The sequence below is a fragment of the Marinomonas polaris DSM 16579 genome (assembly GCF_900129155.1).
GTDB classification, from domain to species: Bacteria; Pseudomonadota; Gammaproteobacteria; order Pseudomonadales; family Marinomonadaceae; genus Marinomonas; species Marinomonas polaris.
This window is the reverse complement of sequence record NZ_FQVF01000003.1, coordinates 63,872-89,744: the sequence shown is the minus strand read 5'-3', so window position 1 is coordinate 89,744 and position 25,873 is coordinate 63,872. Positions and strand designations below refer to the sequence as shown.

The 25,873-nt window shown below is 43.6% G+C and carries 28 protein-coding genes; 13 read left to right on the top strand and 15 right to left on the bottom strand.

Annotated features, from left to right (window positions below; genetic code table 11):
* Positions 1-17: 17 nt before the first annotated feature.
* From fis to dsbD, 7 genes are all read right to left on the bottom strand, one after another.
* The gene (gene fis, locus BUA59_RS02555; protein ID WP_012070668.1) at positions 18-296 is read right to left on the bottom strand and encodes a DNA-binding transcriptional regulator Fis; all 279 of its coding nucleotides are present in this window, start codon (positions 294-296) and stop codon (positions 18-20) included.
* Between the two features lie 118 nt (positions 297-414).
* Positions 415-1,383: a tRNA dihydrouridine synthase DusB gene (gene dusB / locus BUA59_RS02550; protein ID WP_072838161.1), complete on the bottom strand. Its 969-nt coding sequence runs from the start codon at positions 1,381-1,383 to the stop codon at positions 415-417.
* Between the two features lie 156 nt (positions 1,384-1,539).
* Positions 1,540-2,898, bottom strand: a complete 1,359-nt coding sequence (locus BUA59_RS02545; RefSeq protein ID WP_072838160.1) for a DUF3426 domain-containing protein — start codon at positions 2,896-2,898, stop codon at positions 1,540-1,542.
* A gap of 45 nt (positions 2,899-2,943) precedes the next feature.
* Entirely contained in the window at positions 2,944-3,834 is an 891-nt protein-coding gene (gene prmA / locus BUA59_RS02540) for a 50S ribosomal protein L11 methyltransferase (protein ID WP_072838159.1), read from the bottom strand.
* A 119-nt stretch (positions 3,835-3,953) separates the two neighbouring features.
* Positions 3,954-5,294, bottom strand: coding sequence for an acetyl-CoA carboxylase biotin carboxylase subunit (gene accC / locus BUA59_RS02535; RefSeq protein ID WP_072838158.1), 1,341 nt, complete (start codon positions 5,292-5,294; stop codon positions 3,954-3,956).
* Positions 5,295-5,314: 20 nt separating this feature from the next.
* A complete protein-coding gene (gene accB, locus BUA59_RS02530) occupies positions 5,315-5,755 on the bottom strand; it encodes an acetyl-CoA carboxylase biotin carboxyl carrier protein (protein ID WP_072838157.1) in 441 nt (146 codons plus the stop codon).
* 250 nt (positions 5,756-6,005) lie between these two features.
* Positions 6,006-7,841, bottom strand: coding sequence for a protein-disulfide reductase DsbD (gene dsbD, locus BUA59_RS02525; RefSeq protein WP_072838156.1), 1,836 nt, complete (start codon positions 7,839-7,841; stop codon positions 6,006-6,008).
* Between the two features lie 117 nt (positions 7,842-7,958).
* Between dsbD and BUA59_RS02520 the strand changes: the two genes are divergently transcribed.
* Genes BUA59_RS02520 through BUA59_RS02505 form a run of 4 tightly spaced genes read left to right on the top strand, consistent with a single transcriptional unit; the run spans position 7,959 to position 10,906 of the window.
* Positions 7,959-8,783 carry a tetratricopeptide repeat protein gene (locus BUA59_RS02520; protein ID WP_072838155.1) on the top strand — a complete coding sequence of 275 codons (825 nt, stop codon included), beginning with the start codon at positions 7,959-7,961 and terminating at the stop codon, positions 8,781-8,783.
* 12 nt (positions 8,784-8,795) lie between these two features.
* On the top strand, positions 8,796-9,812 hold the full coding sequence (locus BUA59_RS02515) for a DUF2333 family protein (RefSeq protein ID WP_072838154.1): 1,017 nt from the start codon (positions 8,796-8,798) through the stop codon (positions 9,810-9,812).
* Positions 9,813-9,819: 7 nt separating this feature from the next.
* Entirely contained in the window at positions 9,820-10,326 is a 507-nt protein-coding gene (locus BUA59_RS02510; RefSeq protein ID WP_072838153.1) for a GNAT family N-acetyltransferase, read from the top strand.
* 40 nt (positions 10,327-10,366) lie between these two features.
* Positions 10,367-10,906, top strand: coding sequence for a GNAT family N-acetyltransferase (locus tag BUA59_RS02505; protein ID WP_072838152.1), 540 nt, complete (start codon positions 10,367-10,369; stop codon positions 10,904-10,906).
* Here BUA59_RS02505 and BUA59_RS02500 read toward each other — a convergent pair.
* A complete protein-coding gene (locus BUA59_RS02500; protein WP_217653717.1) occupies positions 10,899-11,795 on the bottom strand; it encodes a LysR family transcriptional regulator in 897 nt (298 codons plus the stop codon). The genes BUA59_RS02505 and BUA59_RS02500 overlap by 8 nt on opposite strands.
* 124 nt (positions 11,796-11,919) lie before the next feature.
* On the opposite strand from BUA59_RS02500, the gene BUA59_RS02495 reads away from it, so the two are divergent.
* Positions 11,920-13,299, top strand: a complete 1,380-nt coding sequence (locus tag BUA59_RS02495) for an MATE family efflux transporter (protein WP_072838150.1) — start codon at positions 11,920-11,922, stop codon at positions 13,297-13,299.
* Here BUA59_RS02495 and BUA59_RS02490 read toward each other — a convergent pair.
* The gene (locus BUA59_RS02490; protein ID WP_072838149.1) at positions 13,240-13,683 is read right to left on the bottom strand and encodes a hypothetical protein; all 444 of its coding nucleotides are present in this window, start codon (positions 13,681-13,683) and stop codon (positions 13,240-13,242) included. The two genes, BUA59_RS02495 and BUA59_RS02490, sit on opposite strands and share 60 nt — an antisense overlap.
* A 243-nt stretch (positions 13,684-13,926) precedes the next feature.
* On the opposite strand from BUA59_RS02490, the gene BUA59_RS02485 reads away from it, so the two are divergent.
* Positions 13,927-14,484, top strand: coding sequence for a hypothetical protein (locus tag BUA59_RS02485; RefSeq protein WP_072838148.1), 558 nt, complete (start codon positions 13,927-13,929; stop codon positions 14,482-14,484).
* 873 nt (positions 14,485-15,357) lie between these two features.
* Here the strand turns inward: BUA59_RS02485 and BUA59_RS02475 are convergent.
* Positions 15,358-16,704 carry an anti-phage deoxyguanosine triphosphatase gene (locus tag BUA59_RS02475; RefSeq protein WP_072838146.1) on the bottom strand — a complete coding sequence of 449 codons (1,347 nt, stop codon included), beginning with the start codon at positions 16,702-16,704 and terminating at the stop codon, positions 15,358-15,360.
* A gap of 111 nt (positions 16,705-16,815) precedes the next feature.
* Between BUA59_RS02475 and BUA59_RS02470 the strand changes: the two genes are divergently transcribed.
* Complete coding sequence (locus BUA59_RS02470; RefSeq protein ID WP_072838145.1) at positions 16,816-17,121, top strand: LysR family transcriptional regulator; 306 nt, start codon at positions 16,816-16,818, stop codon at positions 17,119-17,121.
* A 64-nt stretch (positions 17,122-17,185) separates the two neighbouring features.
* Here BUA59_RS02470 and BUA59_RS02465 read toward each other — a convergent pair whose 3' ends face one another.
* The 3 genes from BUA59_RS02465 to pabB all read right to left on the bottom strand — a co-directional run bounded on the left by BUA59_RS02465 (position 17,186) and on the right by pabB (position 20,132).
* Complete coding sequence (locus BUA59_RS02465) at positions 17,186-17,920, bottom strand: phosphoadenylyl-sulfate reductase (protein ID WP_072838144.1); 735 nt, start codon at positions 17,918-17,920, stop codon at positions 17,186-17,188.
* 128 nt (positions 17,921-18,048) lie between these two features.
* The gene (locus BUA59_RS02460; protein WP_012070652.1) at positions 18,049-18,699 is read right to left on the bottom strand and encodes an NUDIX hydrolase; all 651 of its coding nucleotides are present in this window, start codon (positions 18,697-18,699) and stop codon (positions 18,049-18,051) included.
* Positions 18,700-18,707: 8 nt separating this feature from the next.
* Positions 18,708-20,132, bottom strand: a complete 1,425-nt coding sequence (gene pabB / locus BUA59_RS02455) for an aminodeoxychorismate synthase component I (protein ID WP_072838143.1) — start codon at positions 20,130-20,132, stop codon at positions 18,708-18,710.
* A gap of 193 nt (positions 20,133-20,325) precedes the next feature.
* On the opposite strand from pabB, the gene BUA59_RS02450 reads away from it, so the two are divergent.
* From BUA59_RS02450 to BUA59_RS02430, 5 genes are all read left to right on the top strand, one after another.
* Positions 20,326-21,192, top strand: a complete 867-nt coding sequence (locus BUA59_RS02450) for an alpha/beta fold hydrolase (RefSeq protein WP_072838142.1) — start codon at positions 20,326-20,328, stop codon at positions 21,190-21,192.
* 115 nt (positions 21,193-21,307) lie between these two features.
* Complete coding sequence (locus BUA59_RS02445) at positions 21,308-21,910, top strand: GspH/FimT family pseudopilin (protein ID WP_245813079.1); 603 nt, start codon at positions 21,308-21,310, stop codon at positions 21,908-21,910.
* Entirely contained in the window at positions 21,901-22,278 is a 378-nt protein-coding gene (locus BUA59_RS02440; protein ID WP_139248826.1) for a type IV pilus modification PilV family protein, read from the top strand. The genes BUA59_RS02445 and BUA59_RS02440 overlap by 10 nt, the downstream gene beginning before the upstream one ends.
* Positions 22,275-23,156, top strand: coding sequence for a type II secretion system protein (locus BUA59_RS02435; protein WP_072838140.1), 882 nt, complete (start codon positions 22,275-22,277; stop codon positions 23,154-23,156). The genes BUA59_RS02440 and BUA59_RS02435 overlap by 4 nt, the downstream gene beginning before the upstream one ends.
* Positions 23,157-23,211: 55 nt before the next feature.
* Positions 23,212-23,664: a hypothetical protein gene (locus tag BUA59_RS02430; protein WP_072838139.1), complete on the top strand. Its 453-nt coding sequence runs from the start codon at positions 23,212-23,214 to the stop codon at positions 23,662-23,664.
* Here the strand turns inward: BUA59_RS02430 and BUA59_RS02425 are convergent.
* On the bottom strand, positions 23,648-23,908 hold the full coding sequence (locus BUA59_RS02425; RefSeq protein ID WP_072838138.1) for a PP0621 family protein: 261 nt from the start codon (positions 23,906-23,908) through the stop codon (positions 23,648-23,650). The genes BUA59_RS02430 and BUA59_RS02425 overlap by 17 nt on opposite strands.
* A gap of 73 nt (positions 23,909-23,981) precedes the next feature.
* Between BUA59_RS02425 and BUA59_RS02420 the strand changes: the two genes are divergently transcribed.
* Entirely contained in the window at positions 23,982-25,619 is a 1,638-nt protein-coding gene (locus BUA59_RS02420) for an NAD+ synthase (RefSeq protein WP_072838137.1), read from the top strand.
* Here BUA59_RS02420 and BUA59_RS24005 read toward each other — a convergent pair.
* Positions 25,594-25,873 (bottom strand): hypothetical protein (locus tag BUA59_RS24005; protein WP_217653716.1); only part of this gene is annotated, 280 nt, incomplete at its 5' end. The genes BUA59_RS02420 and BUA59_RS24005 overlap by 26 nt on opposite strands.

Genomic DNA, 25,873 nt, shown 5'->3' with positions numbered 1-25,873 from the left:
CCCTTTTTTCTTTGTGCTTATAGCATACCGTATTGCTTCAGCTTCTTGCGAAGTGTACCTCGGTTTAAACCAAGGATGGTGGATGCTTTTGTTTGGTTATCCTTTGTGTAGCTCATGACAGACTCCAGCAAAGGCGCCTCAACCTCTGCTAAGACTAACTGATATAAGTCTGTTATTGGCTGCCCATCAAGATGAGCGAAATAGTTTTGTAGGGCTTTTTCAACATTGTCACGTAGGGTTTGTGACTGCTCTGAAGAAGCGGCTTGAAACGTATGAGTATGAGTTTGTTCTACCACAGAATGACCTTCTATTTTTAAAGCTAACCATTTATTAATGCACGTTGATCGTCATTGAGAAGGGTGATCTAGGTCTTCTTTTTTGATTTTCAGTACATTAAGTGTAAGGTTCGTTTGCCTATTGGCAAACAAAGAACTCTTCCAATTTATCAAGCTGTTCTTGCGTATTATCAATACGGTTAAACATACTGCGAAATTGTGTTTTATCCGCTAACGTCTGCAGGTACCAACCAACGTGCTTGCGAGCAATACGCACGCCTAAATAATCACCATAAAATTGGTGTAAGGCGTTCACATGGTTGATAACAAGCTGTCTCACCTCAGATAAAGAAGGAGGCGCTAACAATTCGTTTGTTTCTAAATAGTGGTTTATTTCGCGAAAAATCCACGGTCTTCCTTGGGCGGCTCGACCAATCATGATGCCATCCGCTTGGGTGTAATCTTTCACGAATTTTGCGGATTGCGCGTCTTTAATATCTCCATTAGCAAAAATAGGGATGTTTAAATGATGCTTAATCTCTGCAATCGTGTCGTATTCAACTTGTCCTTGGAATTTACATTCCCGTGTTCGTCCGTGAATTGCTAATGCTTGAATGCCAATATCCTCTGCCATTTTCGCAATCGCAAGACCGTTTTTCTGATCAAGACTCCATCCAGTACGGATTTTTAGAGTGACTGGAACAGAAACACTATTTACAACAGACTCCAATATTTCTCGAACAAGTGCTTCATCTTTAAGTAATGCAGAGCCTGCCGCTTTATTGCATACTTTTTTAGCGGGGCAACCCATGTTTATATCAATGATTTGTGCGCCTAGCTCAACATTTTGTTGAGCGGCTTCAGCCATCATTTGAGGGTCACCGCCAGCAATTTGAACGGATCTCGGCGAGACTTCCGCGTCGTGAATTAAACGATGGCGGCTTTTTGTCGAGTTCCACAGGCGAACATCAGAAGTGACCATTTCTGATACTACTAAGCCTGCACCTTGGTCATGGCAAAGGCGGCGAAAAGGCAAATCTGTTACGCCTGCCATAGGGGCAAGAATAACGGGCTTGTCAACGCAATATGGGCCAATAGCAAATGCCATGATGTTCCTGAATACTGGATTGAATGTTAAAGATCGTCGACAGCGTCGAGCGGGCGTGAATAATACCTATGCAATCGTTGTTTTTGAAGTCTTGACAGGCTAAAAACTGACTATTTTTTGTTCTTTTTTTAACCTTAGTACTAAAACAGTGAAAAACTAGTAAGAGCGAGTGTCTGTTGGGAAGGCTCTAAGCTGATGAGTGACCGCACGAGCGCCTGGATCTTGTATCGGAATGACCAAGTGGATCGGGGTATTTGGTGGCATATAGGTGATATCTAGAAAGTCTTTGTGCAGATAATCGTTTGGCGAAAAGAGTCTTGCTGCCACTGGTAGACCGTTTAAGTCAAAAAACTCTAAGGCAATTTTTGGCATTGGCTGAGAGAAATCACTGGTGTTGGTGATAATGGCGTTTACTAAAAGTGTATTCGGTATGGACGGGTGGCTTTGGATGCGAACATGTTGAATGGTGATGGCGCTGATGTCTTCGAATCTTGGTAGTGCACAGCCAGAGTAAGAGCAAATCGTTTTGTAGATGGCTCTAAAATTAGAAGAGCGACTGCCTTCTTCAAAAAAATGCGTAGCCACTTGTGCAGTCAATAAGGCGATTCCTAATAACGAAGCAAAAAACCATAGCCAAGGGTGTCCTTTTTTCTTGCTTGTGAATGATTCGCTCTCGCCCATTAATGGCGCTAAGCTTTGTTGAGCGGATAGTTGCTCAAGGATGGTGTGTTGGTTTTTTATGTCGGATGGGCGTGTTTGTTCCGCAGCAGTTTGCGCTAAGGAATGCAGGGCAACCATATAGTCTGGCTCAGGATTGACTGCTACAGAGGCTTCAGTCGCGGCTGGCTTTGTTGGTTTGGCTGCGGGTTTATTTGCTGTAAAGGGTTGCTGTGGTGTCGCCTTAAGTGCGGCTTCTACTTCAGCAAGCTCTAACTCCCATGGCGCTGGCTCATCTTGTCTTTTTGTTTCTGCAGCAGCTTTTTTGGCTTGTTCTTGTTTGTGAACAGACTCTTGGTAAGCATTGTTTGCTTCGAAGGCTTCGTCTTCTTCTTGTATGCTGCTGATTTTTGAACTTGTTGTATCTTCACTCTGTGGTTGCAGGTCCTCGTCATCAAATAGCGTGTGTAGCCAATCTGGATTAACAATTTCTTCTGCAGGAGCGAGCCTATTATCAATAGATGCTTTTAAGTTTGCGTGAGCTTCATTGTTTGGAGGGGTGTTGTTTTGAGCTATAGTGTTTTGAGCTATGTTGTTTTGATCTGTCGGCTGGCGAGTCAAATCAGCTTGTGCTTGTTTTTTGGGCGCGACCGTTTCTATTGCTGGATCATTGTTTTCTTGTAGTGGCTGTTCTCTGGTATTGGCAGTATTAGTCTTGTTGTTTGCCGCATCGTTGGCATTAAAAATATGGAAGCATTGGCCGCATCTGACTTTGCCCTTGGCCATGCTTAATACTTCATCGCTTACTCGAAATGCGGTTGAACATTTTGGGCAACGTGTTATTAGGCTATTGGCCATAGGGTGTAATCTTCCTGTCTAAAACTGTGCTGAGTAAAACGGCTATTATGCGTGCTTAGTACCTACAATACGAATCCATTCTTCCTTTTCGGTAATGGAGTCAATTGTAAACCACTCTTTATATGCCTCAATCACTTCCTGGGCCTGGTTAGCAAGGATGCCAGAAAGGGCTAATTGACCTTGATTTTTAACCAGAGCGGAAATAGTTGGGGCTAAGTGGGCAAGTGGGCCTGCAAGAATATTTGCAACTACGATATCGGCTTGTAAGTCAGATTCGTACGGAGGCAGTTTTACTTCTAAACGGCTTGGGTCGATCTTGTTGCGTTCAGCGTTAGCTTCTGTTGCTTGCACAGCTTGTGGGTCGATATCGATACCAACCATGTTGTTTGCACCAAGTAGTAAGCCCGCAATGCCAAGAATACCTGAGCCGCAACCGTAATCTATGATGGTTTTATCTTTGCAATCAATGCTATCTAGCCATTGTAGGCACAATGCGGTAGTGGGGTGCGTGCCTGTGCCAAATGCTAAGCCTGGGTCTAGCATCAGTGTAACTGCATTTGGATCTGGTACTTCGCGCCAGCTAGGGCAAACCCAAAGACGTTCGCCAAATTGGATTGGATGGTAGTTGTCCATCCATTCTCTTTCCCAATCTTTGTCTTCGACTATCTCTATTTTCATATCGATATCGGTTTCACCAAGGGACTCGGCTTTATGTTCAATTACTGGACGAATGTGTTCAATATCGGCGTCTGCTTCAAACAGGCCAGTCACCTTAGTGTTTTTCCACAGAGGTGTAGTGTTTAGGTCTGGTTCGTATACAGGATCGTCATGGACGTCTTCAAAGGTGACAACCATTGCGCCACAGTCAAGAAGAGTATCTTCGAAAGCTGGGACGTGATCGGGCGTGGTATTGATACGTATTTGAAGCCAAGGCATAAAGTGAAGTCCAACAGTAAAACAAACAGGAATAGAATAGCGAAGCTTAGAGCGAGAGGCGAGAGGAAAATGATTGCCCCTAGTGATTTATGTAGTCACTAGGGGCAAAACTGCAGTCTTTATAGACCGAGTTTTTTCTCCAAATAATGGATATTAACGCCACCAGCAATGAAATTAGCATCATTTACTAGGTCTTTTTGTAGCTCTATATTGGTTTTAATACCATCGATGAATGTTTCATCTAGAGCGCCAGAAAGGCGTTTTAGTGCAGCAGTACGATCTGGTGCATGACAAATGATTTTAGCAATCATAGAATCATACGTAGGTGGTACTGTGTAGCCACTGTACAAGTGAGAGTCAACACGAACACCCATACCGCCTGGAGCGTGGAAGTATTCCACTTTACCAGGGCAAGGCATGAAGGTTTTAGCGTCTTCTGCGTTGATTCGAGATTCAACAGCGTGGCCATTTAACTTGATATCTTCTTGTTTAAAAGACAATGGCAAGCCGCTAGCAATACGAAGTTGTTCTTTAACGATATCTACGCCAGTTACCATTTCTGTAACAGGATGTTCTACTTGCACACGAGTGTTCATCTCGATGAAGTAGAAGTTGCCGTCTTCGTATAGGAATTCGAAAGTACCCGCACCACGGTAGTTGATCTTGATACAAGCATCAACACACGCTTTTAAACAAGCTTGGCGAGATTCTTCGTTCAGCATCGGTGCTGGCGCTTCTTCCAGCACTTTTTGATGGCGACGTTGCAAAGAGCAATCACGGTCGTATAGATGAACGGCATTGCCTTGACCATCAGCCAATACTTGAACTTCGACGTGACGCGGGTTTTGTAGGAATTTTTCCATATAAACCGTGCTATCACCGAAGTAAGAACCTGCTTCGGATTGTGTGATGCTGATAGATTTTAGTAGGCTGCCTTCGTTGTGAACAACGCGCATACCACGGCCACCACCGCCTGCCGCTGCTTTAACGATAACCGGAAAGCCGATTTCATTAGCAACACGGATACATTCTTCAGGATCTGTAGGTACTGGGCCGTTTGAACCTGGAACAGTCGGAACACCAGCTGCTTTCATTGCCTTAATCGCAGAAACTTTGTCACCCATTAGGCGAATCGTTTCGGCCTTAGGACCGATGAAGGTAAAACCAGAACGCTCAACTTGCTCCGCGAAATCCGCATTTTCAGCAAGGAAGCCGTATCCTGGGTGAATAGCTGAGGTGTCTGTCAATTCTGCAGCGCTAATGATAGCTGGAATATTCAAATAACTTTGAGCTGATGGATTTGGCCCTATGCAGATAGATTCGTCTGCAAGGCGCACATGTAACAAGTCACGGTCAATCTTAGAGTGAACCGCAACGGTTTTGATACCGAGTTCTTTACACGCACGTAAAATACGTAGCGCGATTTCGCCTCGGTTAGCAATCAATACCTTATCGAGCATGATGAAACCTTTGCGTTGGATTAAATGATAGTAATAAGAGGCTGGTCAAATTCAACTGGCTCGCCGTCTTCAACAAGGATAGCGCCAATTGTACCAGATTTATCTGCTTCAATTTGGTTCATCATTTTCATTGCTTCAACGATACAAATAGTATCGCCAGCGTTAACTTTTTGACCTACTTCGATGAAAGGCTTAGCACCTGGTGCAGAAGACTTGTAGTAAGTACCGACCATTGGAGAATTTACAGAGTGACCAGTGAAAGCAGCTGGTGCTTCAGGTGCTGCAGTAGAAGCAACTGGTGCAGCAGGTGCTGCCATCATTGGAGCGGCCATCATAGGTGCTTGAACTGGAGCACCACCACGGCTAATACGAACAGCTTCTTCGCCTTCTTTGATTTCAATCTCATAGACGTTAGATTCTTCTAAAAGTTCGATTAGCTTTTTGATTTTACGAATGTCCATAAATACTCTCTTCTGTCTGTGTTGGTGTTTCAGTGGTTATGTTATCCACTGACTATTATAAAATCTGTGTACTGCTTGTGTTATCCAACAAACAGGGCTTTTATAAAAAAACGAATTGTAAAAGCTTGTAACGCGAAATTATCGATAAAAAGCGGGATATTGTCCAGTTTTGCGTTAAAAAAACCGAAAAATGTTCTCGGCGGTTTATTTTTGATCAAAAGTAAACTCTCGTGCTTTTTTATAAAAGTTATTAGTTGATAGCGTGATTTAAGCGATCAATTAGTAAGGATTTTGTCGGTTCGCCCATCAAAGTTAATGCTTTACGCTCTTCGCCTTTACTATCTAAAAATACCAGTGATGGCGGCCCAAATAAGTTGAACTTCTGCATTAATGCTTGGTTCTTCGCTGAATTTTCCGTGACATCAACTCGAACTAATTGAACCTTATCGAGCAGTGGTAACACGTCAGATGAAGCAAACATGTCTTCTAATATTTTGCAGCTGATACACCAATCTGCATAAAGATCTAAAATGATAGGGCGAGAGTCTTGATTTGCTATAATTTCATCAAGTTCGTCTAAGTTCGTAATTGTGGCGTCAAATATTACTTTCTCCTCTAGTGTTGTTGAGGGTGATGATAATTTTTTCAAGGGTTGCAGTGGACTGCTGCTACCTGTTGTGCCGCCAATAAACTCAACACTGCCGATAAGGAAAAAGGCTAAGGCCAAAAACCAACGAATAGGGTGCGAGGCAATTTTATAAGCGCGATGAATAAAATAGCCGCTTATTGCTAATGCAAGAATGCTCCACAGATACAAGTGGCTGTTCATTGGTAACCAACGAGTAATCATCCAGACCGCCATAGCGAGTAAACCAAAGCCCATGAGTACCTTAATATCGTGCAACCACTCTCCGCTTTTGGGTAATACTTTAGGCCCAAAAAGGCCGACTAGTAATAGTGGAACCCCCATGCCTAGCGCCATGACAAACAGCATCGTCGCGCCATACCACGCATTACCTTGGCTGCTTATATATAGTAAGGCACCAGCAAGTGGTGCAGAGACGCATGGTGAGACTATTAGCGTAGATAAAACCCCAGCTAGGAAAATACTCGCGGTTGATTTCCAAGTAGAACTTGTTGATTTGGTCGATACTTGGAGGCGCTGTTGCCATGAGCTTGGCAGTCTTATTTCATAGACACCGAACATTGCTAGGGCGAGCAATACAAAGATGATTGCACTGCAAATTAATAAAATAGGGTTTTGTAGCTGGGCCTGTAGATTGAGCTGGGTACCAAAAACACCGACCAATCCACCAATGGCCGCATAGGTCAATGCCATGGCCAGTACATAAACAAAGCTGTAATAAAATGCGCCTAATTTTGAATTGCGAGTGCCAATGACAATCGCACTGACAATAGGCACCATAGGAAGTACGCAAGGCGTTAGTGATAAAAGTAACCCTAAGCTAAATATAGCAATAAGAGTTACCCAAGTATTGTTACTGCTGAGCAACTGACTTACTGATTGCGCTTCGGAAGGTACAAGCATTGCGTTGGAAGGTTGAGGGTTTTCTGCTCTAGGTTGAGATGCGGTTAGATGTTTTTCTGTCGATGCCAGTTTTTCTGTCGATGATAATAGTGCGGGAACTGTAAATTGAATCGGCATTTTTTGTGGTGCGTAACATAAGCCTTTATCGGCACAGCCTTGATAAGATAGTACGGCATTAACTTGAGTACCTGCTGTCAGTTTGATGTCGTAATAAATGGGCAGAGTTAATTGCTCGCGATAAACCGTTACTTCACCATAATAAGGATCTTGTTTGATTTCGCCGGCAGGAAAAGGCGAAAAATGCAGTTTATCTGCAGCATCACCAGACAAGGCGAATTGTTCTTGATATAAATAGTAGCCATCTTGAATCTGCCATGTTGCCATTAATTTTCCGTCTTTAGGAGCCGAGACGGATAGTTGGAAAGCTTGGTCTACAGTTAAAAATTCTGGTTCTGCAAGTCTTGATGTGGGGCCGAAAGTGAAGGCGTGAGAAACGCTTTGAAATATCAGTAAAAACAGTAGAACGAGTAGGCGCATAAATATCTTCAATCAAATTGAGCGTATTGTGTAAATTGTAAATCCATATTTCATCACGCTAGATAGAAGGTGTAGACTACCAATCCACCTTTAAGTTGCCAATCGCAAGGGGGCAAATTGAGTAAAAACCTAGTTTCTTTTCTAATTGTTGTAGTTTTCCTGACAGGCTGTCAGGAAAATGTGAAGTCAACAGAGAAAAGCCAGCCACTACAAGAAGTGGAAGTCACCCAAGCTGTAGTAGCTAAGGCTTCTGTTAATAAATCAGTCGATATTGAAAAGCCAGCGGCGATAAAAACACAGCAACCTAAAGCTGCCAAAGCCCCAACGGCTTTTGAACGATTGACACAGCGATTGATAGAGCAGGGCGAAATAGCTTTAGCTGCAGAGCGATTTTTAACGCCAGTAGACGACAATGCTAACTTGTACTTTCAGGCTGCGCTAGGACGTGATCCTGGTAATTTCCGTGCAATTCAAGGCATTACTGCCATTGTGGATGTTTATACGCAATGGGCATGGCAAGCGGCTAGAAACGGTGATTATAAGAAGGCTGCAAAATATTTAGATTCTGCACGCTCCGTTAATCCAGAAGATCCTGCCATCATAGAAATGACGTCGCGTGTTAGTGATTTGAAAGCGAAACGAGAGCTGGCTGCTAAGATTTCAAAAACAAAGCCAGAGTCGAAAGAACCGAAAGCTCTAAAAGAGGGACAGTTTTTATTGCCCGAAACACTTTTTAGTTTGAGTGAAGAAGAGATAATCGCAAAGATTCAGCCTATTATAGATGAAGTGGCAACAGCGGATCGTCCCATCGCTATTTACTGGCCAAATGACAAAGAAGCACGTTTGATTTATCAAATCATTAATAGCCGTGTTCCCGAATTTCGTGTTCGTGCGATGACATATCATCGTGCTGATTACATGGTCGAATTACAACAAGATTAAGGTAGGTCAAGAATGTCGTGGTTAGCGAATAAGTTACAAGGTTTAAAGCCAAGTATTAATTTTTCGAGTGTGGGGAAAGTCGCCATATCTGCTGTGCTCATTGCTGCTGTATTGTTGAGCTTTTTAGGTATGTATTGGAGTAGTGAACCAGATCAATTTGATGTCGTTGCTACAGCAAAAGAAAAGGCTACCGAGCGTGGTTATTTAAACAATAGTAAAAAGCTCGTTGTTGGCTACACAACCGCAAGCACACTGCACACCATCATGGAAACATTACTGGATAAACCAGGCGGTTTTATTAGCAATGACATACTGCCGCCAGGTGTGTTTATGGACAACATGCCAGCATGGGAATTTGGTGTGCTTGTACAGTCGCGTGATTTAGCCAGAGCGTTCCGTAAAGAGTTTAGCCGCTCTCAGTCCCAGTCCACAGAAGATGTAAACTTAAAAATAGCCGAGCCACAATTCAACTTCGACAACAAAAGCTGGGCCTTGCCATCTAGTGAAAGCGAATATCGTCGTGGTAATAAAGAGCTAATGGAGTATCTTGATCGTTTGGCTGGCCAATCAAACAACAAAGCCCAATTCTATGCTCGTGCCGATAACCTTTCGGACTGGTTATCAGACGTCAGTACTCGTCTTGGTAGCTTGTCTCAGCGTTTATCTGCAAGTGTAATAGAAGACAAACCACAGTTGGAATCAGACGAAAATACCCGTTACGTGCGTACACCTTGGTCTAAAGTAGATGATGTTTTTTATGAAGCTCGTGGCACAAGCTGGGCACTGATCCACATGTTGCGTGCTGTAGAAGTAGATTTCATCTTCACTTTACAGGACAAAAACGCACTGGTTAGCTTGCGTCAAATTATCCGTGAACTAGAAGCAACCCAAGCCAATGTCTGGTCGCCCTTTATCTTAAACGGCAGTGGTTTTGGTGTCTTGGCAAACCATTCTTTGGTCATGGCATCTTATATTGCACGTGCAAATACCGCGATTATCGACCTACGTCGTTTGCTTGAACAAGGCTAACGCAGCAATGTCACTCAGTCATAGCAGGGAAATCCGTCTAGCAGTATTAGACGATGCCCCTGCGATATTAGACATCTTTCAGCATTGTGACCTTTTTGCCAGCACAGGCCATCGACAAGACAATATAGGCTTGATCGATGTCATGGACTGGCTGGAAAGCGTCACCGATAACCACCCAATGTTGGTTCTAGAAGAACAGGGCAATGTGATTGCTTGGTGCTCAGTCGAACCCTTCTATGGCTTACCCGCATTTGATTGCGCTTGTGAAGTCAGCTTCTATGTCTCGCCAAACTGGCAAGGAAAAGGCATTGGCACACAGCTATTTAAATACCTAGAAACGAACCAGATAGAGCTTGGTTTTACCCACCTTGTCGCCTACATCTACGCCAGCAACCTCGAAAGCCAAGGCTTCTTCAAACGCCAAGGGTTTGATCAATGGGGACTGCTGCCGAATATTGCTCAGAATGAACAGATTAAAGAAGACGTGTTTATTCTTGGAAGAGAGTTTTTCTAGTGATAAATATCAGTCCGATTAATAGAAACTGAATGAAAATATGATCATTCGAAAAGCGTGTTTAGACGATCTGTCCAGTATTGCAAACCTACATGCCCAAAGTTGGCGTGACAATTACCGTGATGTCTTGTCTGAAGAGTACCTTGATAAAGTGGTATTTACTGATAGGCAAGCGGTATGGACATCTAGATTAAATAAACCTTTAACAAACCAGTTGGTGTTAGTCGCAGAGTTAGATGACTATATCTGCGGCTTCATTTGCGCGTTTGGTGATAATCATCCAACTTTCGGCACTATCATCGATAACCTACATGTAAAACCGGGCAACAAGGGTAAAGGTATTGGCCGTCAATTACTCGCTGGCGCTGCATCTTGGGCTGCGACTCATTATAAAAGCACAGACTTATATTTAGAAGTTTTAGAGTCTAATACCAAAGCCATTGGATTCTATGAATCCCTTGGCGCTAAAAATATCGGCTCTTCTTATTGGCATACACCTTGTGGCAATCAAACAAAAGAATTCATCTACAGCTGGGGGCTGCCAGACACCTTGGCTGAAAAGCTTTTATTGTCTAAATAGAGCGATTATCCATTAAGTGGCGCATCTGTTCAGTGATCCAATCTGTCAATTTATTACTTGGGCTGTCGAGTCGTTTCACTATACCTATTTCAATTAATTGATCCGTTAAAAAGTCACTTTTGGCGATTTTTATTTGCTCAAAAAACCAATGTGCCTTGGCAATATGCTCAGGTACGATGGCCCAACCTTGATTCTGCGTTACCAATTCACAAATCAGATAATAACTGTCTAAATCCCAATGATCTGGGCTTAGGGCATTTTCGCGGTTTTCTCCTGAACGATTGCATAGTACGAATTGACGGTATTGCTGTAGTTGCGCAAGACTCAATATATTTTCTTTAGCAAGAGGGTGCTTTTTACCGACAATCAGGATTTTTTTAAAATATCCCAAAGACTGCAAAGTTAACTTTGGTGGCAAAGCACTGTTGCTAATCATAAAACCAATGTCAGCTTTTTGATTAGCAATGGCTATGGCGATATCGTCTTGTGACCCATTGGTAATAACTAAATGCGTGTTAGGAAATAAATCGCCAACTTGAGAAAAAATAGAGTGGATGGTTTCCAGTGGCAAGGCTTCATCTAGCGCGATGCGCAACGAAATGGGTTCTTTGTTTGCTGCTGATAAAGCACGCGAGTCTAGACGTAAGCACTGGTTAAGTACGGCTCGCGCTTCGGGAAGCATTTCTCTACCCAGGTGTGTCAATACGGGGAATTTAGAGCTGCGATCAAATAACTCAAACCCTAAATCCAATTCTAAATTGGCGATGGCACTACTGATACGCGATTGTGCCTTTTGTAATTGCCTTGCTGCTGCCGAAAAAGAACCCAACTCTGCGGCGGTAACAAAAGCCAGTAACTGATCCAGTGTCCAATTCATTTCTTTGCTCATAAAATGGTTACTCTCGCGGCATAGATTATTGCTTAATCCATCCTATAAACGGATGGTAACTAACTTTCTTATATCTCAATTATATATATTATGCCTGCATTCTTACTTTCTGGATATTTAAGTTATGCAAGCCGCTCCACAGGTTCAAAAGTCCCAATCCGTTGCTCGAACGTTTTGGCGTTTTGCCATTCCTTCCATCGTCGCTATGTTAGTCAGTGGTCTGTATCAGATCATTGATGGCTTCTTCGTTGGTCACTTTGTTGGTGCAGACGGACTCGCAAGCATCAACATGGCCATTCCATTGCTTGGTTTAATTATGGGCTTTGGTTTGCTTGTGGGTATGGGCGGCGGCAGCGTATTGTCTAAATATCGTGGCGAGAAAAATCTCGCAGCCACTCAAGCAACACTTGTCACGGCGCTTTTTTTGATCATTTTGATTGGCTTATTGGCAACTATCGTGTTTATTGCTTTTGGCAAAAGTTTGCTCAATATTCAAGGCGCGACGGGCGTCATCCTAGAAATGAGCTGGAGTTATGTGCAGATAATGTCGTTTGGTGCGCTTATTTCGATTGGTGCGAGTGCCATGCCGATGTTGGTCCGAAATGACGACAGCCCAAATCTTGCGACGGTATTTATCATCGTTGGCGCCTTGACCAACATCGTCTTGGATTATGTTTTCTTAGGCCATCTTGGCATGGGATTAAAAGGCGCCGCCATTGCGACCTTAATTGCTCAACTGGCGACCTGTGTATTGTGTCTACGTTATTTTACGTCGGCAAAAGCCAAAACCAAGCTGACTATTAAGCAACTTGATAAAACCATCGCCATTCGTATCGTGCAATTGGGTGCATCAAACTTAGTGATGTTTATCTACTTCAGCTTCGTCATGGCGTTCCATAACATGCAATTTATGGCCTACGGAGACACTACGCAATTAGCCGCCTTTGCAATTGTTGGCTACTTAGCGAGCTGTTACTACTTCTTCGCCGAAGGCTTAGTCAGCGGCTTGCAGCCACCGGTGAGTTACTATCTAGGTGCCAAGCAATACAAGCGCATTACCGAAACCGTAAAATTAGCTTTTTCAGTCACCGTTGGGTCCGGTATCGCTTTGGTTATACTGTTTAACATTGTTCCTGAGCTCTTTATTAGCATCTTTACCACAGGCAACGATGCATTACTTGAAGCAAGTAAAAATGGCATTCGCCTACACTTAATGGCACTGTTTTTAGACGGCTTTTTATTTATGGCGTCCATCTACTTTGTTGCCGTCGGTAAAAGCGGGCAAGCCCTGTTTGTCTCCGTAGGTAACATGTTGATACAGTTTCCATTCCTATTCATCTTGCCGAAATACCTAGGCATTGATGGTGTTTGGTTAGCCGTTCCTCTTTCCAACATCACCTTCGCACTGATTGTACTGCCGATGCTATTGATCAACCTGAAAGGATTAATGAAAATGCATAGACAGCAGAACAATACAGATGGGGGCGTGGCTGTTTACCAGTGACATCCCTGTGAAGAACACTTTGCTCAAAGTGTTCTTTATTTGCTTCCATTCAAACGCTTTGTATTCCTGACCTTTTTTCCGCTCTGCTGAGCGGGTAACTTTTTGCAAGCGCCCAAAAAGTAACCAAAAATTCGCTTTATCGGGCTTTCGCCCAAACGTCTCATTCACATTGCTTAACATCACGTCTAGCAACACGACTTTTATCGTAAGGCATAGATTGGTTTTTTCTGTTCGAGAGACTTTGTCTGTTAATGACTCTGAAACTCCATAAAGTCGCGCCACTTCGTCGCGTCGAACTGACTTCTTTGTAGCTAATCGTGTAAAACCATAACGTAGGGCATCATTAGCGTAGCGTAATGTGCCGGTTGAAAGCGAAGCTTTCATCTTTAAGGTAGGCTGTCCTTCTGGACGACAGAAAACTGGAATAAAGTGAAAAAGGGTTTAATCTTCTTAATAGGCATATGGTATTGCATGGCGAATCACTAGATTACGGAAGCAAGCTTAATAGTTTAAAGGCGATTTTTCTAGTTAATTACGTATCACAGGCATTAAACAAAAATGTAGGTTACCCTTAACTAGGTTATATTGTCAGACAAACTTTACGCAGAAATACCACTGGATACACCAATGAAAACCATCGTAATCTCAGACATTTTTGGCAGAACCGCAGCCCTTGAGCGTTTTACCGCAGAGATAAGCGAAGACGCGTTAATTTTAGATCCATATGATTCAGAGTTTATGAATTTTAAAAACGAAGAGGCTGCTTATGCGTATTTTTCTGAGAATGTCGGTTTGGGTTCCTACGCTGATAAATTAAAGCAAGTTTTGCTGGAACAACAAGGTGAGGTGTTGTTGATTGGCTTCAGTGTTGGTGCTTCAGCTATCTGGAATATTTCAGGTGATGAGTCTATCACGGTAGTCAAAAAAGCGATCTGTTACTACGGCTCGCAGATTAGAAGCAATGTTGTTTGTAATCCACGGTTTCCTATCGAATTAGTGTTTCCTTCCATGGAGCGTCATTTCTCAGTTGATGAATTGATTCATCAACTATCGGGAAAGCAAAACGTGTCCATTCGCCAAGTATCCTATCTTCACGGTTTTATGAACAAATTGTCTTTGAATTACGATTTCCAAGGATATGGTGAAGAGATAATGTATTTGAATAGTACCCAAAGAAGAGATTAATCCCATCCTCCGCCTCCCCCTTGGAAGACAAAAGGGGAAGGGATTTAGTGATTAGTAAACGTTACCTTCAATATTCGACCTCCATAGAAAATGAAAGCTTCGCTTTCATCGGCGCATTACGGTCGTACCTCCCTCATGTCGCCCTACGTCTTTGTTTTCCATCACTGCAGACCGAAGAAGCCAGTTCGACGCAACAGAGTTGCGCGACTTTATGGAGTTTTAGGGTCAGTTAAAGATACTCTTTCTAAAAGCATCAAAAACAATCTATGCCTTTCGATAAAGGTCGTGTTGCTAGACGTGATGTTAAACAATGTGAATGAGACGTTTGGGCGATAGCTCGACAAAAGATTTTTTGGTTACTTTTGCATCGTTTGGCAAAAGTTACACGCCCAGCAGGGCGGAATAAAGGTCTGGAATACAAAGCGTTTGAATGGAGTTTAAATTCCGCGTCGGGCTCAAGCCGCGATCTACCCTAGAATATGAAAGCTTCGCTTTCAGCGTCAGATCACGCCTCGTGCCTCGTCTCATCAGACCTACGTTCTTTGGTGCCTATTATTGAATTCACTATGAAGTCAGTTCGACGCGACGAAGTTGCGCGACTTTATGGAGTTTTAGGGTCAGTTAAAGATACTCTTTCTAAAAGCATCAAAAACAATCTATGCCTTACGATAAAAATCGTGTTGCTAGACGTGATGTTAAACAATATGAATAAGACGTTTGGGCGAAAGCCCGATAAAGAGACGTTTTGGTTACTTTTGTGGATCTGGACAAAAGTTACCCGCTCAGCAGGGCGGAATAAAGGTTGGGAATACAAAGCGTTTGAACGGAGCCAAATATCCCTTTGGCTCCAAATCGAATTGTAATTAAACCCAACTACATTGGCTCAAAAACCGAGCCCAAGCTCGGAACAAACAATTTATTGTACATGCGGCTGGCGTAGTCGTCGGTCATGGAAGCCATGTAGTCGCAGATGATGCGAAGTCCGCTTTCTCCTCGATCTTGGCTTTTTTGCCATTCGTTGGCGATTTCTCTTGGCAGTAATCGGCTCGGATCGGCGGAGTAGGCTTCAAACATTTCCAATAACATTTGCTGGCCTTTGTAGACGAGCATTTGCACTTCTGGGCGTTGGATGATGTGTTGCATTTCGAATTGTTTTAACAAGTTTAATGCTTGACGTTGGCCTTCTGGTAAGCCGACTTGAAAGCGCAATAATGGATGCTCAAACTGTGCTTTTTCGACGACTCGACAAGAGGTGATAAACCAGCTAACTAAGCTGCCGATGGCTTCTTTGCGTAAGTGACTTTGGCGGCTGAACAGTTGGGTGCGAATGTCGTTTAGGTTTTCCGCTAAAAAGGGTGACGCTAAGGCGGCAAGTTTTGGTTCTAGGTGTTCTAGCCACATGTCTTTGGTGACCATGCCGAGGACGATGGCATCTTCCAGGTCGTGAACACCGTAGGCGATGTCGTCGGCGAGATCCATGATGCTGGTGTCGAAGCTGGCGTGTTTGGCTTTGGCGTGGCTATCTGGATCAGTTTGGCTTACTTCTTGTAATAAGCTTTTGTCGGCTTGGCTAAACGGCTCGATGATCCAATTGAGTAAGTCTTGCTCTTCTTGATAGACGCATTTTGGTGGCGCCCAGTTAGAGGCTTTGAATTGGCGGAAGTTAGCGGGTTTTTCTGGGTATTTTCCAACCACACTCGCGTGTAAAACAGGGTATTTTAAAATCCCTAATAAAGTGCGGCGCGTGACATCCATCCCATAAGTGGGTGAGTAGGAGCCGCGCTTACCTAGGATTCTTAATGATTGTGCGTTGCCTTCAAAGCCGCCATAGGTTTGCATCATGTAGTTAAGGGCAACTTCTCCGCCATGTCCAAACGGTGGGTGGCCGATGTCGTGGCTGAGGCAAACGGTTTCAATTAAAGCATCATCGGCGAGCCAAGGTTGAAAGTCGGCGTCAGCAGGTGAGCTGAATTTAAGTTGGTGAACAATGCCGTTGCCAATTTGGGCGACTTCTAAAGAGTGTGTTAAGCGCGTGCGGCTGTAGTCGTTTTGTCGAATGGCGAGAATTTGAGTTTTGGATTGCAAGCGACGAAACGCCGCGCTGTGGATGATTCTGGCTCGGTCGCGCTGGTAAGGTGTACGGTAATCGTTGTCGCGGGATTTTTTATGACCAGATTGTCTTTCGTGCCAAGGTAGCATTGTGTCTTGTGCGGTAGTCATGCTCTTAATCCACTTAGGTTAATAACTTTGAGTCTTTCATGAAAACACGATATAGGTCAATGTTCGTAAAATAGGCATTGGGCATAATGGGATCTACTATAAGGAATCTTTATGCTTAATACACAACATCTTATTACTTTTAAGGCTTTGGTTGAAACGGGGAGTTTTACGAAAACTGCGAAGCAGTTGGGATTAACTCAGCCAGCAGTCAGCCAACACATTCAAAAATTAGAGCGGGACTTAGGTGAGCCGTTGTTGATTCGACATGGTCGAACAACGGACATGACACCAGCAGGAGAAGTTTTGTTGCAACACATAACAGAACTAGAGTTATGTTATCAAGACTTTATCGCATCATGGCAAAGCCATGTAGAAAGTAAATCAAATGATGTGTTTAAAGAAATTAAAAGTGCCTGATGGTATCAGGCACTTTTAATTTTAGACGCTTATAATTTAAGTGCTTCTAAACAAAAAGAAGAGCTTATTGTTGAGTTGTTGGTATTAAGTTGCCAATGTGTAGCCCACATTCTTTGTGTTCTGATTCTTCCCACCACCAACGACCTTCACGTTCGTGTTGATTCGGTAAAATAGGGCGAGTACAAGGTTCGCAGCCGATGCTGGTAAAACCTTTCAAATGCAATTCATTGTAGGGAACATCAAACATCTTGATATAGTTCCAAACGTCTTCTGAAGACCAGTTCGCCAATGGATTGAATTTAAATAGATCTTTTTCATCTGTACTAAATGCGCTGTCTTTTTCAGCAAAGGCTAAAACGTTACGTGTACCTGGGCTTTGGTCTTTGCGTTGTCCAGTGATCCACGCGTCTAGTGTGGAGAGCTTACGTTTAAGTGGCTGTACTTTGCGAATGCCGCAGCATTCTTTGTGGCCATCTTCAAAAAAGCTAAATAAGCCTTTTTCTCGGGTGAAGTTTTCGAGTGCTTCACGGTCAGGGGAAAGAATATCGATATTGATCTTGTAGTGTTTACGAACTTGTTCGATGAAACGATACGTTTCTGCATGCAAACGACCAGTATCAAGAGAAAATACGTATATGTCTTTTTTTGCTTTGACTGCCATGTCAATTAGAACAACATCTTCTGCACCACTAAAAGAGATGGCAATGTTGTCGAATTCTTTCATCGCGTTATGGATGATTTTTTGAGCTTCGTCTTCTTTGTTGTTAGCAATAAAAGACGCTAAATCAAATGCTGGCATAGGAAGGTTTACCGTGTTCTAAGTTACGTTAGTTGTACCTTATCAATTTGTGTCAATGAAATAAAAGACGAAAGAAAACTATCCTTATAATACTTAATAAAGGGTAAAGAGAGAAAAGACTAAAACCATTAACGTATATGCCTGGCCAGTGTTTGATAAAGTCCGTAGAGAATGCCTGCAGTAACACCCCAAATACGAATATCTTCGTAATCAATTTCAAAATAACCACGAGACGTTGTATCGAGCACTTTCTTTTTAAAACGGTAATTTTGTGGTGTGAGCAAGTAGCGCAAAGGCACCCAATGGACGGATTTTACTTCTTCTTCACACAGGCTTAATTCGCTTCTACGCGTCATTTCGGCGACGATGGGTTTTATGCAATAGCCCGAAATGGTGCAATACTCGCCAAGCTCTCCCAATAGATCGAAACAATCCGGTGAGAGGCCGACTTCTTCTAATGTTTCACGCAGTGCTGTGTATTGGATGCTGGCATCGTCTGGGTCATGTTTGCCACCGGGGAAGGCTATTTGTCCCGGATGATTGCGCATGTGAAGCGCGCGTTGGGTTAGAAGTACATACAACTCGCCATTTTCTGGCTCTTTCCAAATAGGGATGAGTACGGCGGCAGATCTGTAGTTCAAATCATAACCACTAGGAAACATTTTCTCGTCTGGGTTATGAATTTGTTGCGCATAAGGTTCTCTGTCTAATGCAGCGCGAATATCATCCAAGCTTAGGTCAATGGGAGGAGCATTTAAAAACTGCTCTATGTCAGACATGATACGGCCTATTTCAAAAAGTCTTGTTCTAGAGTATGGGTTAACTTGCCCACTTTGGTAAAGGTTTCTTGGTATTCTTCTTGGCATTTCGAATCCGCGACCAGTCCACCGCCTGCCCAACAGTGCAAGTTGCCATGGTCTGCGACCAATGTGCGAATCGTAATGCTGGAATCCATTTGACCATTCGCACTGAAGTAAGCGATAGAACCACAATAGGCTGAACGTTCATGAGGTTCTAGCTCATCGATAATTTCCATAGAGCGAATCTTAGGTGCGCCAGTAATGGAGCCGCCAGGGAAGCTTTGATGGAAAACTCGAATCGCTTGATCCGCCTGATCAATCCTACCTTCTACCGTGGAAACCAAATGATGTACATTTGCATAACTTTCTAAAGCAAACAGCTTTGGCACCTTGATACTGCCGGTTAAACAGGTTCGGCCTAGGTCGTTGCGCAGCAAATCGACAATCATCAGGTTTTCGGCACGATCTTTTTCTGATGCAAGCAACCAATCTGCGTTGGCTTGGTCTTCTTCAGGTGTTTTACCGCGCGCTACTGTGCCTTTGATTGGCTTGGATTCTACTCGACCCTGATCACACAAGAGGAATCGTTCAGGAGAATGACTTAGTAAACTTTGCTCTGGTGAAAATTCCATATAAGCCGAAAACGGCGTAGGGCAAACGTCTCTTAATGTGTGATACGCCGTAAAAGTGTCACCTTGGTAGCAAGTTGAAAAACGCTGCGCCAAATTTACCTGATAACAATCACCGGACTGAATGTAATCTTGCACAGTAGAAAACTTTTGCGCGTACTCGGTTTCTGTCATGTTTGAAGTAAAAGGCGCTTGCAAATGAAAAGGTCGTGCTTCGTTTAAATCATGCTTTACCAATACATCATCACAAGCACTGGTGAAGCGATTGATAAGATCAGCAACGTCTTCTGAAGGACACCAAGGTGAAGTAATTAATTGGGTGGTTTTTTTCTTGTGACAGGTAATTACTGCCCAACCATAAAGGCCAATACTCAAGGTTTCCAACCGAATGTCATGCTCTACTGTATCTGGCAATTGCTCAACAAAATGTCCACTTTCATAACCGTAATAGCCAAGTAAGCCACCAACAAATGGCAAATCTTTCGGCGCTGATTTCGCCCAAGTTTCTTGGCAAATTAAGCTCATTAATTCGTTTAGCAAGGTCATTGGGTTGTCAGTATTGCTTAGCGCGTAAAGCGGTTTGATGTACCAAGTGATAGGCTGACTGTTTTGAACTGGATGAATGCGAGCAAGTGGGTTGGCGACTAAAATATCGTAATTTGTATCAGGGAAGTGTTCATGGTTACTGTCGAGTAAAGCGGGATAAGGTAAGTCTCGCACAGCAGAAAAGAAAGACAGTAACGACGCCTGATAAGGGAGATTTACGTGTTTGATTTCTGACATTTATTTTAATACCTAGTAATATGAGATCTGCGTTTACCATTGCTTTGTTAAAAATAGCCGAGTTTTGGTTTCGCTCGACTTGTAATTGTATTGACTGATTGCAATTACAATATGGCGCAAGGTCTCAATGTATTCGTTTTGCTGATCGCAGCATTGTATTCTTTTAATAAGGGTCCTCACAGGTTAATTACAAGTGTCTGACATTTTTTTTCTTTCTTTACCCAATGCGCGTATTGCGTACCGTCTTTACGAGAACCCAGAAGCGCAAAGCGACCGAGTTTGTCTGTTGCTACATGGTGCAGGCGTCGCTGGGGAAATTACTTATTCTCCGATGCTGCCGTATTTTACCCAGTGGCGTTGGATGCTGGTGCCCGATCTAAAAGGCATGGGCGATTCTTTTCATCATCATGGTGAAGAGGGTGCTGTGTCGGTTACCGAATTAACCGACGAAGTAGAAGCTTTATTGGCTCATGTGAAATGGGATGATTTTGATCTAGTTGCTTATTCCCTAGGCGGTCTTGTGGCGCTGAACCTAAATTATCAGCGTAGCTTGCAAGGCAAAAAGAAAGTCAAAATGGCTTTGTTAGAACCTGCGTCTTTGGATCGTGAAGATTTATCTACATTGATGGATGTGCGCCAAAAGTATCGTCATGCATCGAAACTGATTCGTGATACGGGAGATGTGGAACTTGGCGTAGCAAGTTTTATGGATGGCGTGTCACCTAATAGACGTAAGCATCCTGTAGCAGAAGCCACCACGCAATCGCGCCTTGCTCACCGACCTTATGGTTTTGCTTATGCATTGGATGCAGTAACGGACCATGTGTCGTTGATGGCGAATGAGCCGCATATTCGCCAAGCGATGATCGATGCGTCAGAACAAGTGTTCTTGTTCTCGGGTGAATTAAGCCATGAGGCCTTGCGCCAACACTATGATTTGTTGAGCGAGCAGAACGCTGCTTGGCAACATAAAACGCTGAGCGCGTGTGATCATTCATTACCCTTTCAAAAGCCTAGACAAATCGCCAATCATATTAATAATTGGTTTGCAGCGAACTAAGAACAAAATAAGCGTTAAGATAAAACAAGCGTTGCTAAAAAGGGCAGGAAGCCCGTTAATTTTATGATTTTCTAGAAAGAAAATGTAAAAAAACATGAAAACAAGGAGGTTTTTAATGGGCCGTCAATACGGTTTTTCTCTGCTGGAACTACTCTGTGTTCTAGCTATTTTGAGCATATTAGCTCACGCAGGCTCAGCGCATTTTCTTAGCGTTAGTCAAAACACCAAAGACAAAAACACCCTAAAAAATGAAATGAAGCGCTTAGCGGATGCACTCACGCAGGCTCGTCAATTGGCGGTAATTAGCGGTCAAACCAGCTTTTTGTGTGGTGGCTTGAATTGCGACGGTGTTTGGTCTTCAGGATTTACACTTTATCAAATTGAGCCTAATAGTGGAGCTGAGAAACGTTATCGGCAGGTTATCTTCGAGCCTTTATTGGCGGTGTCATGGAGTGGCTTTCCCGTGAAGAAACAGCAGATAGAGTTTCGATCTAACGGTTTGTCTGGTTATCAAAATGGCACCTTTGAGTTTTGTTTGGGAGCTTGGCAAGCGGAGTTAATACTCAATCAAAGCGGGCGTTTTTATCTCACCGATCCACGAGGCTTTTATTCACAAGACTTTTATTCGCAAGACTCTTATTCGCAAGACTCTTATTCGCAAGACTCTTATTCGCAAGACTCTTATTCGCAAGGAATGGGCGGAGGGCAATGCGGATGAATAAACAGCGATTAATGCAGCGATTGTCTAAGCCAAGGCAAAAGGGTTGGATCATGCTCGAAGTGATTCTTTGTTTGGCATTATTTGCTGTGGTGTTACTAGTTTTACAGCGTCAGAGCTCAGCACAATGGCAATCTGTTCAGCAAGCAGAAGAACACCGAAAACTGCACGAAAATCAACAAAAACAAGCCGCAATGGCACAGCTGACGGGATCTTTGATTTGGCTAGATGCTCAGAGCTCGCCCAACGAAGGATATCCTGATTGTCAAAAATGTACTGGCAATGAGCTTAAAAATTGGTTCCATGCCTCACAGCATTTTTTGTTTGAGTCAACGACACTCACATTGAGTGAAGAGGATACACGATGAATCAGCGACGTTATATGAAAGGCAGCTTATTGATCGAGTTGCTGGTGGTGTGTGGTTTGATCGGCTTGTTTTTACCCTTTTTAGTGATTGCGATTGCTCGCATGCAGGAGCGTCATCTTTTGGCTCAAACTTATCAAGATCAGCACACCATAAAAGCGGCTATTGATGCGCACCTGAAGGCGCAGTGGTCACGCCTTTTGCCTGCCAGTTGTACGATAGACGAGTCGTTATATTTGACGATTGAATCGGGCATGTCGCCACCGATTCGTTTGGCGACGCGACGAATCGACAAAAACTCAGACTGGCTACAGGGCGCTGATTACGGCTTGTGTCGCAGTTCAGTTACAGTTCGAAATAATCCCATGGAAACGACCATGGCCTGCCATTGGAAAGCGGGCGATAGAACGACTTTTTCATCTTGCGAGTCAAATTATTCTGGGCATGTTTTAAGCGACTCTGCGAGTAAAAGCCAGATTAAACTTGAGGATGATGCAGCTATTGGTCAGTCAGGCGTTATTCAAAGTGAAGATGGTTTTTATTGGTATATCGCAGAAGGCAAAGATGTCTGGAGTGCCTTATGGCGCACACCAGAAGAAAGCGGTAAGTCGTTAGAGCTATGGAATGGCTTAGAGCGCTTTGCTGTTTTTCCTTTATTGGATAATAGTCGAAATGGTTTGGTAGACACATTGGACACAGAATATGGACGCTTCCCCTTAAAAAATCTACGTGGTTTATGGGTGGAGTATCAGTATCGATTAAGTGATTGCAAAGCCAACCGTGATGCAGAATTTCATCAAGAATACCATTCTATGAGAGGCGAAAAATGGCATTATCATTCGCCTTGTCAGGGCGTGGATAATCAAATAATCGTGCTGTAATCTGTGTGTTTTTTCATTCACATGGATGAGATGAAAATCTTAAGGAATAGATAAAATGAATGTGTCATTGTTTCATGCACAACAAGGTTGGGTGTCTTTGCCCATTGTTGCCTTGCTACTGGCGATGTCTAGCTTGTCGATGCATTTTCAAGAAAGGCTCATGGCCGCTTATCAATGGCGTGGGCAAGTGAATGAAGTGGAAGCCGATCAGCAAATTTGGGCAGACTTTCGGCAAGCCTTAGTTGTTTCTCCTAGTTTCACATCTGCAAAGGCGAGCGAATGTATTGGCTTTTGTGATTTAGGCGAGCGTTCACAGGAAAAAACTTGGCAAAAAGATAACCAGCTTGTGCATTATCGCTGGGAAAGTTACGAGTCGCTGCCGGATGAATCTGATAATACTAAGATTTCCTATCGACTCTGCGCCACACAAAACCAGCAACAGTATCTATGCTGGTGGTGGCGAGAAGATAGATTGCTTGCAAACGGTTGGGTTAGTGCTTCTGGTTGAAGGCTTTTAAATGTTCCGCGCTGCAAAATGGACGCGCTTCTTGGTCATGAATAGCATGAGAACGTGGCGTGAAAGTTTTACATTCTTCACAGCGAACCATACTTTCTTGTGATTCGTCCTTTTTAGGCGAATCCTGTTTTTTTGCTTCCGCAGGCGATTGACTGCGTTTAAAAGCGACAAATTGGCGATACAACCACCAACCAATAAAGAAAATAGCAACAAAAACGATCAAACGTACGATCATACACTTTACCTAGCTTGGGTTATTCCAGACAATAACGGGCATATTCTAACAGAGTTCACGAGATAGCAACTGTATGACATTACGAATTGCAATGGCCCAGCTGGATATGCTGGTCGGCGACATTACAAAAAACACCCAATCCGTTATTGATGCGGCGAACAAAGCCCGTGATGAAGAATGCGCGGATGTGGTGGTTTTTCCAGAATTAACCTTAACTGGCTATCCTCCAGAAGATTTATTATTACGTTCTAGCTTGGATACACGTATTGAATCTTCCTTGGCGAAATTATTAGCCGAGATTCACGATATATACGTAGTTGTTGGTTATCCACGTCGTATTGATGGCGAACTATTTAACTGCGCTGGCGTGATTTACCAAGGTCAATTGCTGGTGGAATACGCCAAACAAAAACTGCCTAATTTCCTAGTGTTTGATGATAAACGTTACTTCAGCGAAGGTCGTGAAGCGGGTCTTGTTGATATCAAAGGTGTAAAAGTTGGCTTAAGTATCTGCGAAGATATTTGGCATCCAGAACCTATCGCACAAGCTAAAGCGGCTGGCGCGGAATTGATCCTTAATTTGAATGCTTCGCCTTATCACATTGAAAAAATGGGCGAGCGTGAAGAACTGCTCCATCAGCGTGCGACTGAAGTCACTTTGCCGATTGTCTATGTGAACTATATGGGCGCGCAGGATGAATTGGTATACGAAGGCGGCTCTTTTGTCGTCAATGCCAAAGGCGAGAAAATCATGCAAGCGCCTTGGTTTGAAGCCGGCCTGTACAGCATCGATATGATCGTCGATGAAAGCCAACCAAACAAGGTTGAACCTGTCGCTGGTGTTATTGCTCCTGCATTGGGTGTCGAAGCCAACGTCTATCAAGCCATGGTGCTTGGCCTACGCGACTACATCACCAAGAACCGTTTCAAAGGCATTGTATTGGGTTTGAGTGGCGGTATCGACTCCGCCTTGTCTTTGGCTGTGGCCGTAGATGCCATCGGCGCAGACCGTGTTCAAGCCATCATGATGCCTTACACTTACACTTCCTCCATCAGCTTGCATGATGCAGAAGAAGAGGCCAACTTGCTTGGCGTGAAATACAGCGTCTTGCCAATTGAATCTATGGTGTCAGCTTTTACCGACGTATTGGCGCCAGAATTCGAAGGCTACGCCAAAGACACCACAGAAGAAAATCTACAAGCTCGTACTCGTGGCGTCACCCTAATGGCTATCTCTAACAAGAAAGGTTACATGGTCCTTACCACAGGCAACAAAAGCGAAATGGCCGTAGGCTATGCCACATTGTATGGCGACATGGTCGGCGGTTATTCCGTACTAAAAGACGTCTTCAAAACCTTGGTATTCAAGCTTTGCCGCTACCGCAACACCTTGGGCTACGTGATTCCTGAACGAGTCATCACGCGACCACCTTCAGCAGAACTGGCACCAGATCAAAAAGACGAAGATTCTTTACCAAGCTACGACATCCTCGATGAAATCTTACGCATGTACATCGAAGAAGATCAAAGTGCGGAAGCGATTCTCGCGACCAAAAAATTTGATCGCGAAACCGTGTATCGCGTGCTTCGCCTTGTCGACGTGAACGAATACAAACGCCGCCAAGCACCCACTGGTGTGCGTATTACGGCTCGTGGGTTTGGACGAGATCGTCGTTATCCGATTACTAATGGTTGGCACATCGGGGAGTAGGGCTTTTAAAAAAGCGTTCAAAACTTGTTCTTTTCCGCTCTGCATAGCGGGGCTCAGTTCCTTCCCCTTTCTTCCAGGGGAAGGTTAGGATGGGGTCATTTCTTTGGTTTTTTAAAGGATATTTGCCACTTCTTAATAGCTTTGTATTCCCGACCTTTATTCCGCTCTGCTGAGCGGGTAACTTTTTGCAAGCGCCCAAAAAGTAACCAAAAATTCGCTTTAAGATCTTTAATGCCTGATTTTTTTCATAGGCC